Source organism: Salinicola sp. MIT1003 (assembly GCF_001858555.1).
GTDB lineage: Bacteria > Pseudomonadota > Gammaproteobacteria > Pseudomonadales > Halomonadaceae > Salinicola > Salinicola salarius.
On sequence record NZ_MCAP01000058.1, the window covers coordinates 130,774 to 145,581 of the forward strand.

The 14,808-nt window shown below is 64.1% G+C and carries 12 protein-coding genes; 9 read left to right on the top strand and 3 right to left on the bottom strand.

Features of this window, described 5'->3' with window-relative positions:
* Positions 1-95: 95 nt before the first annotated feature.
* Positions 96-1,814, bottom strand: coding sequence for a bifunctional protein-serine/threonine kinase/phosphatase (locus tag BC443_RS16500; protein WP_071232923.1), 1,719 nt, complete (start codon positions 1,812-1,814; stop codon positions 96-98).
* A gap of 201 nt (positions 1,815-2,015) precedes the next feature.
* Here BC443_RS16500 and ppa point away from each other — a divergent pair, with 201 nt between their 5' ends.
* Complete coding sequence (ppa, locus tag BC443_RS16505; RefSeq protein WP_071232924.1) at positions 2,016-2,546, top strand: inorganic diphosphatase; 531 nt, start codon at positions 2,016-2,018, stop codon at positions 2,544-2,546.
* 127 nt (positions 2,547-2,673) lie between these two features.
* Here ppa and BC443_RS16510 read toward each other — a convergent pair whose 3' ends face one another.
* Positions 2,674-3,714, bottom strand: a complete 1,041-nt coding sequence (locus tag BC443_RS16510; RefSeq protein ID WP_071232925.1) for a DUF2333 family protein — start codon at positions 3,712-3,714, stop codon at positions 2,674-2,676.
* Positions 3,715-4,053: 339 nt separating this feature from the next.
* Between BC443_RS16510 and dsbD the strand changes: the two genes are divergently transcribed.
* The 8 genes from dsbD (at position 4,054) to purH (ending at position 13,135) form a co-directional block, all read left to right on the top strand.
* Complete coding sequence (dsbD, locus tag BC443_RS16515) at positions 4,054-6,105, top strand: protein-disulfide reductase DsbD (protein WP_071232926.1); 2,052 nt, start codon at positions 4,054-4,056, stop codon at positions 6,103-6,105.
* A 252-nt stretch (positions 6,106-6,357) separates the two neighbouring features.
* On the top strand, positions 6,358-6,801 hold the full coding sequence (aroQ, locus tag BC443_RS16520; RefSeq protein ID WP_071232927.1) for a type II 3-dehydroquinate dehydratase: 444 nt from the start codon (positions 6,358-6,360) through the stop codon (positions 6,799-6,801).
* A gap of 92 nt (positions 6,802-6,893) precedes the next feature.
* Entirely contained in the window at positions 6,894-7,361 is a 468-nt protein-coding gene (gene accB, locus BC443_RS16525; RefSeq protein WP_071232928.1) for an acetyl-CoA carboxylase biotin carboxyl carrier protein, read from the top strand.
* Between the two features lie 35 nt (positions 7,362-7,396).
* Complete coding sequence (gene accC / locus BC443_RS16530) at positions 7,397-8,740, top strand: acetyl-CoA carboxylase biotin carboxylase subunit (RefSeq protein ID WP_071232929.1); 1,344 nt, start codon at positions 7,397-7,399, stop codon at positions 8,738-8,740.
* 147 nt (positions 8,741-8,887) lie between these two features.
* Positions 8,888-9,787, top strand: a complete 900-nt coding sequence (gene prmA / locus BC443_RS16535) for a 50S ribosomal protein L11 methyltransferase (protein ID WP_071232930.1) — start codon at positions 8,888-8,890, stop codon at positions 9,785-9,787.
* Between the two features lie 192 nt (positions 9,788-9,979).
* Positions 9,980-11,014, top strand: a complete 1,035-nt coding sequence (gene dusB / locus BC443_RS16540) for a tRNA dihydrouridine synthase DusB (RefSeq protein ID WP_071232931.1) — start codon at positions 9,980-9,982, stop codon at positions 11,012-11,014.
* Positions 11,015-11,073: 59 nt separating this feature from the next.
* Positions 11,074-11,319: a DNA-binding transcriptional regulator Fis gene (fis, locus tag BC443_RS16545; protein WP_071232932.1), complete on the top strand. Its 246-nt coding sequence runs from the start codon at positions 11,074-11,076 to the stop codon at positions 11,317-11,319.
* 184 nt (positions 11,320-11,503) lie between these two features.
* Entirely contained in the window at positions 11,504-13,135 is a 1,632-nt protein-coding gene (gene purH / locus BC443_RS16550; protein ID WP_071232933.1) for a bifunctional phosphoribosylaminoimidazolecarboxamide formyltransferase/IMP cyclohydrolase, read from the top strand.
* Between the two features lie 163 nt (positions 13,136-13,298).
* Here purH and BC443_RS16555 read toward each other — a convergent pair whose 3' ends face one another.
* Positions 13,299-14,798, bottom strand: a complete 1,500-nt coding sequence (locus BC443_RS16555) for an NAD-dependent succinate-semialdehyde dehydrogenase (RefSeq protein WP_071232934.1) — start codon at positions 14,796-14,798, stop codon at positions 13,299-13,301.
* Positions 14,799-14,808: the final 10 nt, after the last annotated feature.

The window sequence follows — 14,808 nt, forward strand, 5'->3', positions numbered from 1 at the left end:
CAACCCGGCAAAAACGCGGAGGGCGCCATCACGGCGCCCTCTTCGTTGGTGATGCCATCACCCGGCCCGGTCAGCCGAGCGCACGGGTTACATCGCTACTTGAACCACCAGGAAAGAATCAGCAACAGCAGCAGTACGGTGGCGATCGCCTGCCACACGTTCGCTGGTTCCCGCCATGGCGGGCGCCGGCTTTCGTCGTCGCCCTTGGGGGTCGCCCGCAGATGATAGGCGAGCTCCGTGAGCCGCCGGAATCGCAGCGCGCGCAGCGGATCGAGCGAGCGCCGCAGCGCGTCGTCGAGATTGGTGCTGATCGCCGGATTGCTCAATTGGGCGCGACGGTAGGTCATCTGCTCCAGATCGGTATGACTGCGCAGATGGTTAGGCAGCAGGGTGTACGGCAGATGCCCGGTGAGCATCCAGTAGACGGTGGATGCCAGCGAATACTGGTCGCTACGACGACCGACCTCGGTATCCAGCGCGTACTCCGGCGCACTGTGCTCGGTCAGGCCGACCTGACGTGCAAGCTGGCGTGCCTCGCCCTGGGCGTCGCCCTCGCGCTTGTGGCAGGCGCCGAAATCGGTCAGCACCAGATTGCCGTGTCGGTCGATGAGAATGTTGTTCGGGTGGATATGCTGATGCAGCACATCGTGACGATGCAGCGCCTGTACCGCCTTGACCAGCTGCCGCGCGATGTCGAGCCGCTGGTCGAGACTGGCCTGCGGGTGCCTTCTCAGCCATTCCGTCAGCGTTTCGCCGTCGACGTAGCTCATCAGATAGTAGAGATAGCGGCGCGTTCTCGCCGGCTCCATCACCTTGACCACGAACGGCGTGTTGACGCGCTCGACGACCCACTGCTGCAGACCGAAGTGTTCGAGATAGACGTTACGGGTCGAAAGCTCCGGACTCGGCGCCTTCATCACCATGTCGCGTCCGCTGCGCACATCCCGCACATGATAGAGACGCGCCTTGGCGGTGCGCGACAGGACCTCGACGACTTCCAGGCCATCGAGACGCTCCCCCTTGGCCAGTTCCGGCGGCACCGGCAGGTGATGAAAGACGCGGGGCTGCTCGTTCGGCTCGTCGTCGGAGAGGCGATCGACCCTCACCAACTGGAAGCAGAACTGGTTGGCGTTGTAGCCCCGCTCGATGGCGCGCTGGTTGGCGGCTTTGGCCAGCCGCTCGCAGGCGGCGTCGAGATCGCTGACATCGGCGCGGATCAGCTGCACGTACTCCGAGGGCACCAGCGTGCCGCGGACGGCCTGGGTCATGAACAGGAACAGATCCCCCTGCTTGAGGGGAAAGGTGGAATAGTCGATATCGACATGACCATCCATCCCCAGCGCCCGCGAGGGGTAGCGATAGCCGCCCAGATCGGTGACGTGGTCGCGGGTCAGTTGTTCGAACTCCGCCCCGCGGATTCGATAGACCAGGGTATCGCCCATGTGGAAGAGATGCGCATCGTGCTGATGAAAGATCATCGCCGACAACGAGCAGATGTAGCTGCCGCCTTCGATATAGCCGCTCTGGCTGTGGCACCAGCTGTTCAGTGCCCGCAGCACGCGAGTGGCCGAGGTCTTGATGTCCCAGTGATCCGGCGTCGAGTAGTAGTCGGCCAGAAAGCCCCTCACGCTGAGATCGCCGGCCTGCTTGGCGATCGAGTTGCGCCAGGTGGAATCACTGATCAGCGCGCAGCCTCCCTTGGAGAACAACTGCTCGCCCTGAGGGATCTGCACCGACATCGAGCTGCGATGACGGTGCAGGTCCGGCGCGACGAAGGCCTGGCCGTAGGTCAGTGACAGCGAACTCTTGGACAACGGCTTTCTCCCAATGGATCGACGAACGGCGAGTGATCGGGCAACCTCGAATCGACGACCGAAGCGGCACGACACCTCGGCATCGGCTAACCCGCATGGACGGAGGTCAATGCCCAGGTTGGTAATCGGCCTAGCCAGTTCGTATAATTCCCCCGATTTTCGCCCGCTGGTGTTCAACCTGCAAACCGCAAGGACTCAACGATGAGTTTCGACAAGATTCCCGCCGGAAAGGATCTCCCCAACGACGTGTACGTGGCGATCGAGATTCCCGCCAACCACGCGCCGATCAAATATGAAATCGACAAGGACATGGACGCGCTGGTGGTCGACCGCTTCATGGCCACGCCGATGTTCTACCCGGCCAACTACGGCTTCATTCCGAACACCCTGGCCGATGATGGCGACCCGCTCGACGCGCTTGTCGTCACCCCCTATCCGGTCCAGCCCGGCAGCGTGATCCGCGCCCGTCCGGTCGGCGTGCTGAACATGTCCGACGAGGCCGGCGAAGATGCCAAGCTGGTCTGCGTGCCCCACGAGAAGCTGAGCGCGCTCTACAACGATGTCCACGAAGTCACCGATTTGCCCGAGCTACTGCGCCAGCAGATCGCTCACTTCTTCGAGAACTACAAGGATCTCGAGAAAGGCAAGTGGGTCAAGATCGACTCCTGGGACGGCGCCGACGCCGCCCGCAAGGCCATCGAAAAGGCCGTCGCCGCCTACGAGAACGAGTAAGCGCCGCGACCGTTCGTCGAGCCTCGGCTTTTGCTCGAGGCTCTGATGAAACGATGAAAAACGCCGCCCCGGCATCGAAACCGGGGCGGCGTTTTGCGTTACGGCTCATAGGCCGTTCAGGTCAGGCTCAAAGTTGATTGCGGATCTTCTCGGCCAACTGAGACGCCCGCACCGTGTAGTTGGCCATCATCAGCGAGTGGTTGGCGAACAGCCCGAATCCGGAGCCGTTGAGAATGACCGGGCTCCAGACCCGCGCCTGGGAGCTTTCCAGCTCCGCCACCAGTTGATCGAAATCGGCGCCGACGCCGCTGCTCTCGATGACATCGGCGTAATCGATCCTGGCGGCCTGCATCAGCTGCGCCAGCGCCCAGGTGGTGCCGCGAGCCTCGAAGAACACGTTGTCGATTCGCAGCCACGGCGTGCTGTCGTCCTGCTCATCGCCATTCGGCGACTGGCCGACGTTGGCAGCCAGTTGCCGGGTCTGGGTTTCCAGGCGCTGCTGAACCTGTGCCAGCCAGTCGGAGAGCGCCGAAGCATCGAGCGAAGCGGGTGCGTCAGTCGAAGCGGCAGCGTCCTGATTGGGCGCCCCAGGGCCGGCAGCGTTCTCCACGGCGGTGAAGGCTTCGCCGAGATTGTTGCGCGCCGCGCGCAATACGGTTTCGGAGGCCGGCCAGCGCCAGCTTTCCAGATCGCCGGCAAGCGATTCGTTGGCCTGCGCCAGCGGCGCATCGCCCACGCTCAGCGACTCACCCAGCAGGGCCACCGCATCGCGAACCTGCCGGGTCACACCGGCTTCCCAGTTGGGCATGTTGTCGAGCCACAGCCCGGGCGGCATCACATCGTTGCGCAGGTAGCCGCCGGGCTTGTCGAGCAGCGTATCGAGAATCGAGATGTTACTGGCAAGAAGCGCCTCGCCTGGCGCGGTGGCCGGCGGCGATTGGGCGTCATTGCCGCCGGTATCCACGCTCTGCGGGAAGCCGCGCTGCATCTGGACCGCCTGCCTGGGATCTGTCGGTGACGGGGTCCAGCTCCACCAGATGCCGAGGACGATGCAGACCAGCAGATAGATGACGACCAGTGCCACCAGCGGCTTCCAGATCCAGCCGTACTGGGGCGTTTCGAGAACCTCGGTGCGCGATAGCGGCGCCTTCTTGCGAAACAGGGCCATGGACGATCCTTGTGATTGCTGAGAGTGAAAACCGGTTGTGACGATCAGTTGTAAAAACCGGCGCAGAGAGCCAGCGTCAACGGAAACAGGGTTGGGATAGGATTGACTCTATCCTATCATGCTCCCCGTCACACGCAGCCCGTCTTTCGCTGCATATCGGCCTACTGCGCTGTCGCCGCGGCACTTTTCTCGCCCCATGCGATCAAAGCGTCATTCGCCTTTCGCGACTACGAACGTGACAGGTACGCACGAACGAGCAACAAGGCGGGCGGCATGCTCGGATTCACCATGAGCAGGCACGCCAGGTCTGCGCTTTCATCGCTGTCAGGAATTCATGTTTTGACGTCACGCTTTTACGGATGCCTCCTGGTGCTCGGCTACTGCCTGTTGGCAGCCCTTGCCCAGGCACAGGACTCTCCCGCTTCCTCGAATCAGGCCGCCTTTTCCGCTCGCGGCGGCAACGAGTTCCTGCCGGTCGATCAGGCCTTTCATGCCTACGCCTGGCATGACGACGAACGGGTCTACGTCGGCATCCGCAACCAGCCCGGCTACTATCTCTATCGTCATCGCTTCGGCCTGGAAAGTCGCCAACCCGGAATCGCGCTGGGATCGTTCAGGATCCCGCCCGGCCAGTTCAAGCACGATCAATATCTGGGCGATGTCCATGTCTTCTACGATCAGGTCGAGATCAGCGCGCCGCTGGCCGGCGGTGACGACCTCGCCTCCCAGGCTCCGATACCGATCACGCTCTCCTTCCAGGGGTGTGCCGATGCGGGGCTCTGTTATCCCCCCGAGCACTGGTCGCTGACCGCCAAGGCCGGGCCGCCGCCCGCCGCCTATCGCGATGCCAGCCGTGACGCCAAGGCCTCGCCGATCCTATCGCCGGCATCCGGTCCCGAGGCCACCCGCGATCCTTTCTCCGCATCGCCCGGGGACGAACCGCTCTCGAATTCGGCCGCCGTTCCCGAAGTGTCTGTCCCCGACAGGTCTATCCCCGGCACGTCTAGACCAACGGCGGCTCTGTCGCCCGCTTCAGCCAGCGAGAGCACCGCGCTGCCGGTCGCCACCGCCGATGGCCAGTTTCAATCCCTGCTCCGTGAAGGCCTCGGGGCGAGCACGCTGGGGCTTTTCTTCCTCGCGGGGCTAGGGCTGACCTTCACCCCCTGCGTGCTGCCCATGCTGCCGATCCTGACCTCCATCATCGTGGGCCAGAACGCGCGTCGCGGGCGGGCGCTGCTGCTATCGGCGAGCTATGTGATCGGCATGGTCTCGACGTTCACGCTGCTCGGCACGCTGATGGGCGTCTTCGGCGCCTCGCTCAATCTCCAGGCGCGGCTGCAATCCGGCTGGATACTGGTCCCCTTCGCGCTGCTTTTCGTGCTCTTCGCGATGGCGATGTTCGGCGCGTTCGACCTGCGGCTTCCCAACGGGATCAGCCAGCGGGTCGATACCTGGCAAGGCCGAATGCAGCGCAGCGGCCCGCTCGGCCTGGCCGCGGCCGGCGCCCTGTCGGTGCTGGTGGTGTCACCCTGCGTTTCCGCACCGCTGGCCGGCGCGCTGGTCTTCATCTCCTCCACCGGCGACGCCCTGGGCGGCGCACTGGCGCTGCTCGCGCTGGGTGCCGGCATGGGGGTGCCGCTGATTCTCGTCGGGACTTTCGGCGGGCAGTGGCTGCCCCGCGCCGGCGCCTGGATGAAAGGCATCAAGGCGTTGTTCGGCGTGATGCTGCTGGGCGTCGCGATCTGGCTGGTCGAGCGCCTGCTGCCGGCACCGGCGGTCTTGCTGCTGTGGGGAGCGCTGACGCTGGGTTGCGCGCTGGCCCTCGGCGCGCTGGATAGACAGATCGGCGGTGGCTGGCCGCGGGTGCGCCAGGCGGCCGGCTGGGTACTGCTGGTGTGGGGCGTGGCGATGGTCTGGGGCGCGGCCCAGGGTAGTGGCGATCCACTGCGCCCCTTGCCGGGATCGAACGCCGAGGCGTCTTCGGAAACGTCGAACCTGGCCTCCCGGACCGTCAATCACCTCGACCAGCTCGAGTCGGCACTGGCCTCGGCGCGTGCCAGCGGGCGGCCGATCATGGTCGATGTCAGCGCCGAATGGTGCATCTCGTGCAAAGTGATGGAGCAGACGGTCTTCCCCGCGCCGGCCGTGGCCGAACGCCTGGCGGATTTCACATTGATCCGCGCCGACGTGACCCAGGACACCACCGCAAGCCGTGAGCTGCTCGATCACTACCAGCTGTTCGGGCCACCGGCGCTGCTGTTTTTCGCCGACGGCACGGAGCTTCGACGGGCCCGCATCCAGGGAGAAGTCGACGCCGAAGCGCTGACTCGCCATCTGGATGCGGTGAAGCGGCTGGCACATGACCGCTCTTCAGTGGCGTCCGGTTCCTAGTTCTTGGCTTTCAGTTCTTAGTTCTTAGTTCTCAGTTCTTAGTTCGCAGCTCCTGGTTCATGGTTCTGCGCCGTTAACCCTCGGCAATGGAAACCAGGTATTAACGAACATCGTTCGATGGTGAGGGTGGACACTCTCAGCATTTTTCGGCAAACTTCGACACCAACGAAAACGGTGCGCCGAGACGCCATCTTGCAACAAAGTGACGCGATCTCGACAATCCATGAAAGGGTTAACAGCGCAAGGACAGTCATGGCTAGACTCCTGGTTCTCAACGGTCCCAACCTGAATCTGCTCGGCACACGCGAGCCGGCGGTCTACGGCACGACCACCCTGGAGGACATCCGGATTCGCTTGACCGAGCGCGCACTGAGCGCCGGTCATCAACTGGATTGGCTACAGTCCAACGCCGAGCACGAACTGGTCGAGCGGGTGCACCGCGCGAAGCAGGAGAACATCGATTTCATCCTGCTCAACCCGGCCGCTTTCACCCACACCAGCGTGGCCCTGCGCGACGCGCTGACCGGCGTCGCCATTCCGTTCATCGAACTGCACCTTTCCAACGTGCACGCGCGCGAACCGTTTCGTTCACACTCCTATTTCTCCGACGTCGCCCGTGGCGTCATCGCGGGCTTCGGCGCCGACAGCTATGTGCTGGCGCTGGACGCCGCGCTTGCACAGCTGGATCGAGACTGATCCCTTTTTCGCCAGCAGACGTTTAGCGACACTTCGCGTCGCACGCTACTGTCATATCCAACTATCGCATTCAACCAAACCGAGACATCGCCATGGATATACGCAAGGTCAAGAAGCTCATCGAACTCCTGGAAGAGTCCAACATCAGCGAAATCGAGATCCAGGAAGGCGAAGAGTCCGTGCGCATCAGCCGCCACCCTAACGGTTTCGGCGCCATGCAGCAGCCAATGGTCATGCAACAGCAGCAGCCGATGGCACCTTCCGCACCAGCGGCACCGAGCGCGCCGGTTGCCGAAGCCGGCGACGCGGCACCGGCCCAGCCTGCCGGTCACGCAGTGACCTCGCCCATGGTCGGCACCTTCTACCGCTCCCCGGCGCCCGGCGCCAAGGCATTCGTCGAAGTCGGCCAGAGCGTCAAGAAAGGCGATACCGTGTGTATCGTCGAAGCGATGAAGATGATGAACCAGATCGAAGCCGACAAGGATGGCGTGATCGAAGCAATCCTGGTCGAGGATGGCGAGCCGGTCGAATTCGACCAGCCGATGATCATCATCAACTGATCATCTTCAACTAGGGCCACACGAGCGAAACCATCATGTTGGACAAGGTACTCATCGCCAACCGCGGCGAGATCGCCCTTCGCATCCTGCGCGCCTGCAAGGAGCTGGGGATCAAGACCGTGGCGGTTCATTCCAAGGCCGATCGGGAGCTGATGCACGTGCGCCTGGCAGACGAAGCCGTCTGCATCGGCCCCGCTTCCTCGGCGCAATCCTACTTGAACATCCCGGCCCTGATCAGCGCGGCCGAGGTGACGGACTCCAGCGCCATCCACCCCGGCTACGGCTTTCTCGCCGAGAATGCCAACTTCGCCGAACAGGTGGAGCGCTCCGGATTCACCTTCGTCGGACCACGCGCCGAGACCATCCGGCTGATGGGCGACAAGGTCAGTGCGATCAACGCCATGAAGGCGGCGGGCGTGCCGACGGTGCCGGGTTCCGACGGTCCGCTGCCGGACGACGACGCCGAGATCCGTCGTATCGCCGGCCGTATCGGCTATCCGGTGATCATCAAGGCGGCAGCCGGTGGCGGCGGCCGCGGCATGCGCGTGGTGCGCAACGACGATGAAGTCGCCAAGGCGGCCAGCGTGACGCGCTCTGAAGCCGCAGCGGCTTTCGGCGACGGCACCGTCTACATGGAGAAGTTCCTCGAGAACCCGCGCCACGTGGAAGTCCAGGTGCTGGCCGACGGTCAGGGCAACGCGATCCATCTCTACGATCGCGACTGCTCGCTGCAGCGCCGCCATCAGAAGGTGCTCGAGGAAGCCCCGGCGCCACATCTCGACCCGGAAGCGCGCGCCAAGGTGCTGAAGGCCTGTACCGACGCCTGCATCGAGATCAACTACCGTGGCGCCGGGACCTTCGAATTCCTGTACGAAGACGGCGAGTTCTTCTTCATCGAGATGAACACGCGCGTCCAGGTCGAACACCCCGTGACCGAAATGGTCACCGGCGTCGATATCGTCAAGGAACAGCTGCGTATCGCCTGCGGTCAGCCGTTGTCGATCCGCCAGGAAGATGTCGAGCTGCGCGGCCACGCCTTCGAATGTCGCATCAACGCCGAAGATTCCCGCACCTTCATGCCCTCTCCCGGCAAGATCAACCTCTACCACCCGCCGGGCGGTCTCGGGGTGCGCATGGATTCCCATATCTACACTGGCTACAGCGTGCCGCCGCATTACGACTCCCTGATCGGCAAGCTGATCACCTGGGGGGCGGATCGCGAAATAGCCCTGGTGCGGATGCGCAATGCGCTGGACGAGCTGCTGGTCGAGGGCATCAAGACCAATATCGATCTGCAGAAGGATCTGGTACGTGACAGCGCCTTCCAGCGTGGCGGCGTCAATATCCACTATCTTGAAAAGAAGCTCGGGCTGAGTTGATTTCCGGGCATTGACGACGGGGCGGCCTATCCTTCGAAGGCCGCCCCGTTTTCGTCCTGATCTTCACTCGAGTCTCAGGCTCTGCCTGAAACCGGCGAGCCCGGCTCATGCAGACAGAGCACAAACTTCATTCCGGGAGAGCTGTCCATGGCGTGGCTACAACTCAAGGCATCCATCGCCCCCGAGCAGGCCGAATGGCTGGAAGAGCTGCTGCTTGCCGAGGGCGCCAGCGCGATCACCCTGCAGGATGCCCACGACGAGCCGGTATTCGAACCCGACCGTGGCACGACCCCGCTGTGGTCGGAAACCGTCCTCACGGGGCTTTACGACGACCTCAACGAGGTCGAGGCGATGATCGAACGCGTTCGGCGCGCCTGGGCCGAGCAGTTGCCCGACGACCCGGCGCCGCAGATCGAGTACGAGCTGCTGGCCGATCGCGACTGGGAGCGCGAATGGATGGACGGCTTCGAACCGCTGCGCATGGGTCAGCGTCTGTGGATCGTGCCGAGCTGGCACGAGGCGCCCGATCCCGACGCGGTCAACCTGCTGCTCGATCCCGGCCTCGCCTTCGGCACTGGCACCCACCCCACAACCGCACTCTGCCTCGGCTGGCTGGATGCACAGGATCTCGCCGGACGGCAGGTGCTCGACTACGGCTGCGGCTCCGGCATTCTCGCCATCGCCGCGCTCAAGCTGGGAGCCGATACCGCCGTCGGGGTCGATATCGACCCGCAGGCATTGCAGGCGAGCCGCGACAACGCCGAGCGCAACCAGATCGACGAGGCGAGCCTGATCCTCGACTACCCGGAAAAGATCGGCCGGGGCGAGTTCGAGGTCGTCGTCGCCAACATCCTGGCCGGGCCGCTGATCGAGATGGCTCCGACGATCGCCGCCCGGGTCCGCCCCGCCGGCCAGCTGGCGCTGTCGGGCATCCTCGCCGCCCAGGCAGAATCGGTGCTGGACGCCTATCGCGCCCAAGGCATCCTCATGGACGAGCCGCAGGAAAAAGAGGGCTGGATTCTGCTGACCGGGCGTCGGCCGGGCTGAGGTTTTGTAACGGCGCTCCTCGTCCCGGCCTTTCGCTGCGAAGGCATTCATGCTGCGCTGCCCATGCCTGAAAGTGCTTCATGCGCCACGCCTGCGCGCTACGGCTTAGGTCTCGAGTCGACAAACAGCGCTTCAACAACGTCAGGGTGATCGGTATCATAGCCTCCCCGTTTTGCCTGAGCCTCTGTAACGATGCGTGATTTGGTGTCACCGCAGACCGATCGCCCGTTACCCCGCATCGGCCATCACACGCTACCCAACCGCGTGATTCTGGCCCCCATGGCCGGGGTAACCGATCGTCCTTTCCGACAGCTTTGCCGCGAGCTGGGCGCTGGCCTGGTGGTGTCGGAGATGGTGACATCCGATAGTCGGCTGTGGCATACCCGCAAGTCGCGCCAGCGCATGATCCATCGCGGCGAGCCGGGGCCGCGTTCGGTACAGATTGCCGGCGGCGATCCGCAGATGCTCGCCGAAGCCGCACGGCTCAACGCCGAAGCCGGCGCCGAGATCGTCGACATCAACATGGGCTGCCCGGCCAAGAAGGTCTGCAACAAGGCGGCGGGCTCTGCCCTGCTGCGGGACGAGAAGCTGGTCGCGGACATTCTCGAGGCCGTGGTAGCGGCAGTCGACATTCCGGTCACGCTGAAGATTCGCACCGGCTGGTGCGCCGAGAGCCGCAACGGGGAACGTGTCGCCAGGCTTGCCGAGGACGCCGGCATCGCCGCGCTGGCCGTGCATGGCCGGACCCGCGAGCAGCGTTACACCGGGACGGCCGAATACGACACCATCGCGGCGATCAAGCAGCAGGTGTCGATACCGGTCTTTGCCAACGGGGACATTACTACGCCGCAACGCGCCGCCGAAGTACTGGCCTACACCGGCGCCGATGCGGTGATGATCGGTCGCGGTGCCCAGGGCAACCCGTGGCTGTTCAGAGAGATCGAGCATTACCTGCGTACCGGCCGCGAACATGCGCCGCCCAGCGCGGAAGAGGTCGCTACTACCATGCAACGTCACCTGCGCGCGCTGCACGAGCATTACGGCGACTATCTCGGCGTCAGAGTCGCCCGCAAGCATGTCGGCTGGTATCTCGCCGCGCGTGACCCCGGCCGCGAACACCGTGCCCGTTTCAATCGTCTCGAGCAGGCAACGCAACAATTCGAGTTTCTCCATGAACTCTTTCGCGGTGACGCCGCCGCGATCGGTAACGGAACCCACGCAGCATGAATAGCCGGCAGCCTTTAGCCCTCGATGGTGAATCCCCATCCGAGGTCGACCCTCTTCAGATGCCCGATGCGCTGTCTCACACGACGTTGAGAGAGTGCGTCGAGCGCGTCATGGAGCGCTACTTTTCGCACCTCGAGGGAGAGTCCGTCTCGAATCTCTACACCATGGTACTGGCGGAAGTCGAAGCGCCCCTGCTCGAGGTCGTGATGCGCAACGTGGAAGGCAACCAGACCCGCGCTGCCGAACTGCTCGGTCTCAACCGTGGCACGCTGCGCAAGAAGCTCAAGCAGTACGATTTGATCTAACGGTGCGGTTCGATCCACCATTGTGATTCGACCCAGCCGGCACGATCCGAAACAACGACACGACCGTACGACCTGACCCGAATCTCCTTCGCTTCGCTCCAGCGGAGCCTATCCGGACGGGCGATGCCCTGGGCGCCAGCCGTCTCATCGTCAACCGTCTCGCCGTAAAAAAGAGTGGACTGGCATGTCTCAAAATTCTGCTTCTACTGCCCCCCGGGCCATCCGTCGCGCACTGCTCAGCGTGTCCGACAAGACCGGCGTCGTCGACTTCGCCCGTGAGCTGGCGGCTCGCGGCGTCGAGCTGCTCTCGACCGGCGGCACCTACCGCCTGCTCCAGGAAAACGACATCGCCGTGACCGAGGTCTCGGCCCACACCGGTTTCCCGGAGATCATGGATGGCCGGGTCAAGACGCTGCACCCGAAGATTCACGGCGGGATCCTCGGCCGGCGCGGGCAGGACGACGCCGTCATGGCGGAACACGGCATCGACCCCATCGACATGGTCGTGGTCAATCTCTACCCGTTCGAGCAGACCGTCGCCAAGCCGGACTGCACGCTGGAGGACGCGGTCGAGAACATCGATATCGGCGGCCCGACGATGGTTCGCGCCTGCGCCAAGAACCACGAGCACACCACGATCGTGGTCAGCGCCGACGACTATTCCCGCGTTCTGAAGGACATGGCCAGCCATGAGGGCGGCGTCAGCCACAAGACCCGCTTCGACCTGGCAATCAAGGCGTTCGAGCATACCGCCGCCTACGATGCCGCCATCGCCAACTACTTCGGCCAGCGCGTGGGTAACGGCGAGCCCGATTTCCCGCGCACCCTGTCGCTGCAGTTCACCAAGAAGCAAGGCATGCGCTACGGCGAGAACCCGCACCAGAAAGCCGCGTTTTACATTGAATCGGGCACGGTCGAGTCAGGCACGGGCGAACCCGGCCAGCAGGAAGCCAGCATTGCCACCGCCGAACAGCTCCAGGGCAAGGCGCTCTCCTTCAATAATGTCGCCGATACCGATGCAGCGCTGGAGTGCGTCAAGTCCTTCACCAAGCCGGCCTGCGTGATCGTCAAGCATGCCAACCCCTGCGGCGTCGCCGTGGTGCCGGAAGCCGACGGCGGCATCCGCAAGGCCTACGATCTCGCCTTCGCGACCGACAGCGAATCCGCCTTCGGCGGCATCATCGCCTTCAACCGTGAGCTGGACGGCGATACCGCCAGCGCGATCGTCGCGCGCCAGTTCGTCGAGGTCATCATCGCACCGCGCATCTCGGCGGAAGCCCGCGAAGCCGTCGCCAGCAAGACCAACGTGCGCCTGCTGGAGTGCGGTGAGCTGCCCGCGAAGAGCGCCGAAGGCTGGGACTACAAGCGCGTCAACGGCGGCCTGCTGGTACAGAGCCGCGATACCGGCATGATCGCCGCCGAGGATCTCAAGGTGGTCACCCAGCGGGCGCCGACCGAGCAGGAGCTGCACGACCTCGTCTTCGCCTGGAAGGTCGCCAAGTTCGTGAAGTCCAACGCTATCGTCTACGCCAGGAACCGCCAGACCGTCGGCGTCGGCGCCGGCCAGATGAGCCGCGTCAACTCCGCCCGCATCGCCGGTATCAAGGCCGAACATGCCGGCCTGCAGGTCGAAGGCTCCGTCATGGCATCGGACGCCTTCTTCCCCTTCCGCGATGGCCTGGACAACGCCGCCGCCGCCGGCATCACCGCCGTGATCCAGCCGGGCGGCTCGATGCGCGACGAGGAAGTGATCGCCGCCGCCAACGAAGCGGGCATCGCGATGGTATTTACCGGCATGCGCCACTTCCGACACTGAGCCGCGAGCCGCGAGCCGCGAGCCGCGAGCCGCGAGCCGCGAGCCGCGAAGAACAGTGTGACTGTTGAACGAAGAACGCCAGCGACATTGTCGCTGGCGTTCTTCATTCGAAGCTCGAAGCTCGAAGCTCGAAGCTCGAAGCTCGAAGCTCGAAGCTCGAAGCTCAGTCTGGCTCTTTCCCCAGATCGATGCAGAGGTATTTGGTCTCGAGATACTCATCGAGGCCGTACTTGGAGCCTTCGCGGCCGAGGCCGGAGGCCTTGACGCCGCCGAACGGGGCGCTGGCGTTGGAGATCAGGCCGGTGTTGATGCCGACCATGCCGTACTCGAGCGCTTCGGCGACGCGCCAGACACGCCCCAGATCCTTCGAGTAGAAGTAGGAGGCCAGCCCGAACTGGGTGTCGTTGGCCATGCGCACGGCTTCCTCTTCCGTCTCGAAGGGGAATACCGCGGCCAGGGGACCGAAGGTCTCTTCGCTGGCAACCTTCATCTCCGGCGTGGCGTGGCTGACCAGCGTCGGAGAGAAGAAACGCCCGCCCAGAGAATGCTCGTGGCCGCCGAGCAGCAGCTGCGCGCCCTTGTCGGTGGCGTCCTTGATATGATCTGTCACCTTGGCCACGGCGTCGTCATCGATCAGCGGGCCGATGTTGACGCCCTCCTCGAATCCTTCCCCGACCTTGAGCTCGCTGTTCATAGCCGCCGCCAGCTTCTCGCTGAACGCGTTGATCACGCTCGACTGGACCAGGAAGCGGTTGGTGCAGACGCAGGTCTGTCCGGCATTGCGGAACTTGGAGGCGATCGCCCCTTCGACCGCGGCGTCCAGGTCGGCATCCTCGAACACCAGGAACGGCGCGTTGCCGCCCAGTTCCAGCGAAATCTTCTGGATATGCTGCGCAGCGCCGGCCATCAACGAGCTGCCGACTTCGGTCGAGCCAGTGAAGGTGACCTTGCGTACCACCGGGGAGTCCGTCATCGCCTTGGCGATCTCGCTGGCCTTGCCCGGCACCACGTTGAACACGCCACGCGGGACACCGGCCTGCTCTGCCAGTGCGGCCAGCGCGGTCGCGGAGAACGGTGTCTGGCTGGCCGGCTTGATCACGATGGTGCAGCCCGCCGCCAGCGCAGCCGCGGCCTTGCGCGTGATCATCGACGAGGGGAAGTTCCACGGCGTGATAGCGCCGACGACGCCCACCGGCTGCTTGGTGACCACGATGCGCTGCTGGTTGCTGGCTGCAGGGATGGTGTCGCCATAGATGCGCCGCGCTTCCTCGGCAAACCAGCGCATGAAACTGGCGGCATAGACGATCTCGCCCGCCGCTTCCTTGACCGGCTTGCCCTGCTCGGCGGTCATGATCGCCGCCAGCTCATCCTTGTTCTCGAGCATCAGCTCGTACCACTTCATCAGGATGTCGGCCCGCTCCAGCGCGGTGTGGTTGCGCCACGCCGGCAATGCGGCCTCGGCAGCGTCGATGGCACGCTCGGTCTCGGCGCGACCCAGTCGCGGCATATGCCCCAGGATCTCGCCCGTGGCGGGGTTATCGACATCGATCTGCTCGCCGCTGTCGGCGGCAACCCAGTTACCGTCGATATAGGCAAAAGGTCTGAACAGCGCGCTCTCTTTGACAGACTCGGCTTTGACGGACTGTGCTTTGTCGGATTGCATGACTCACTCC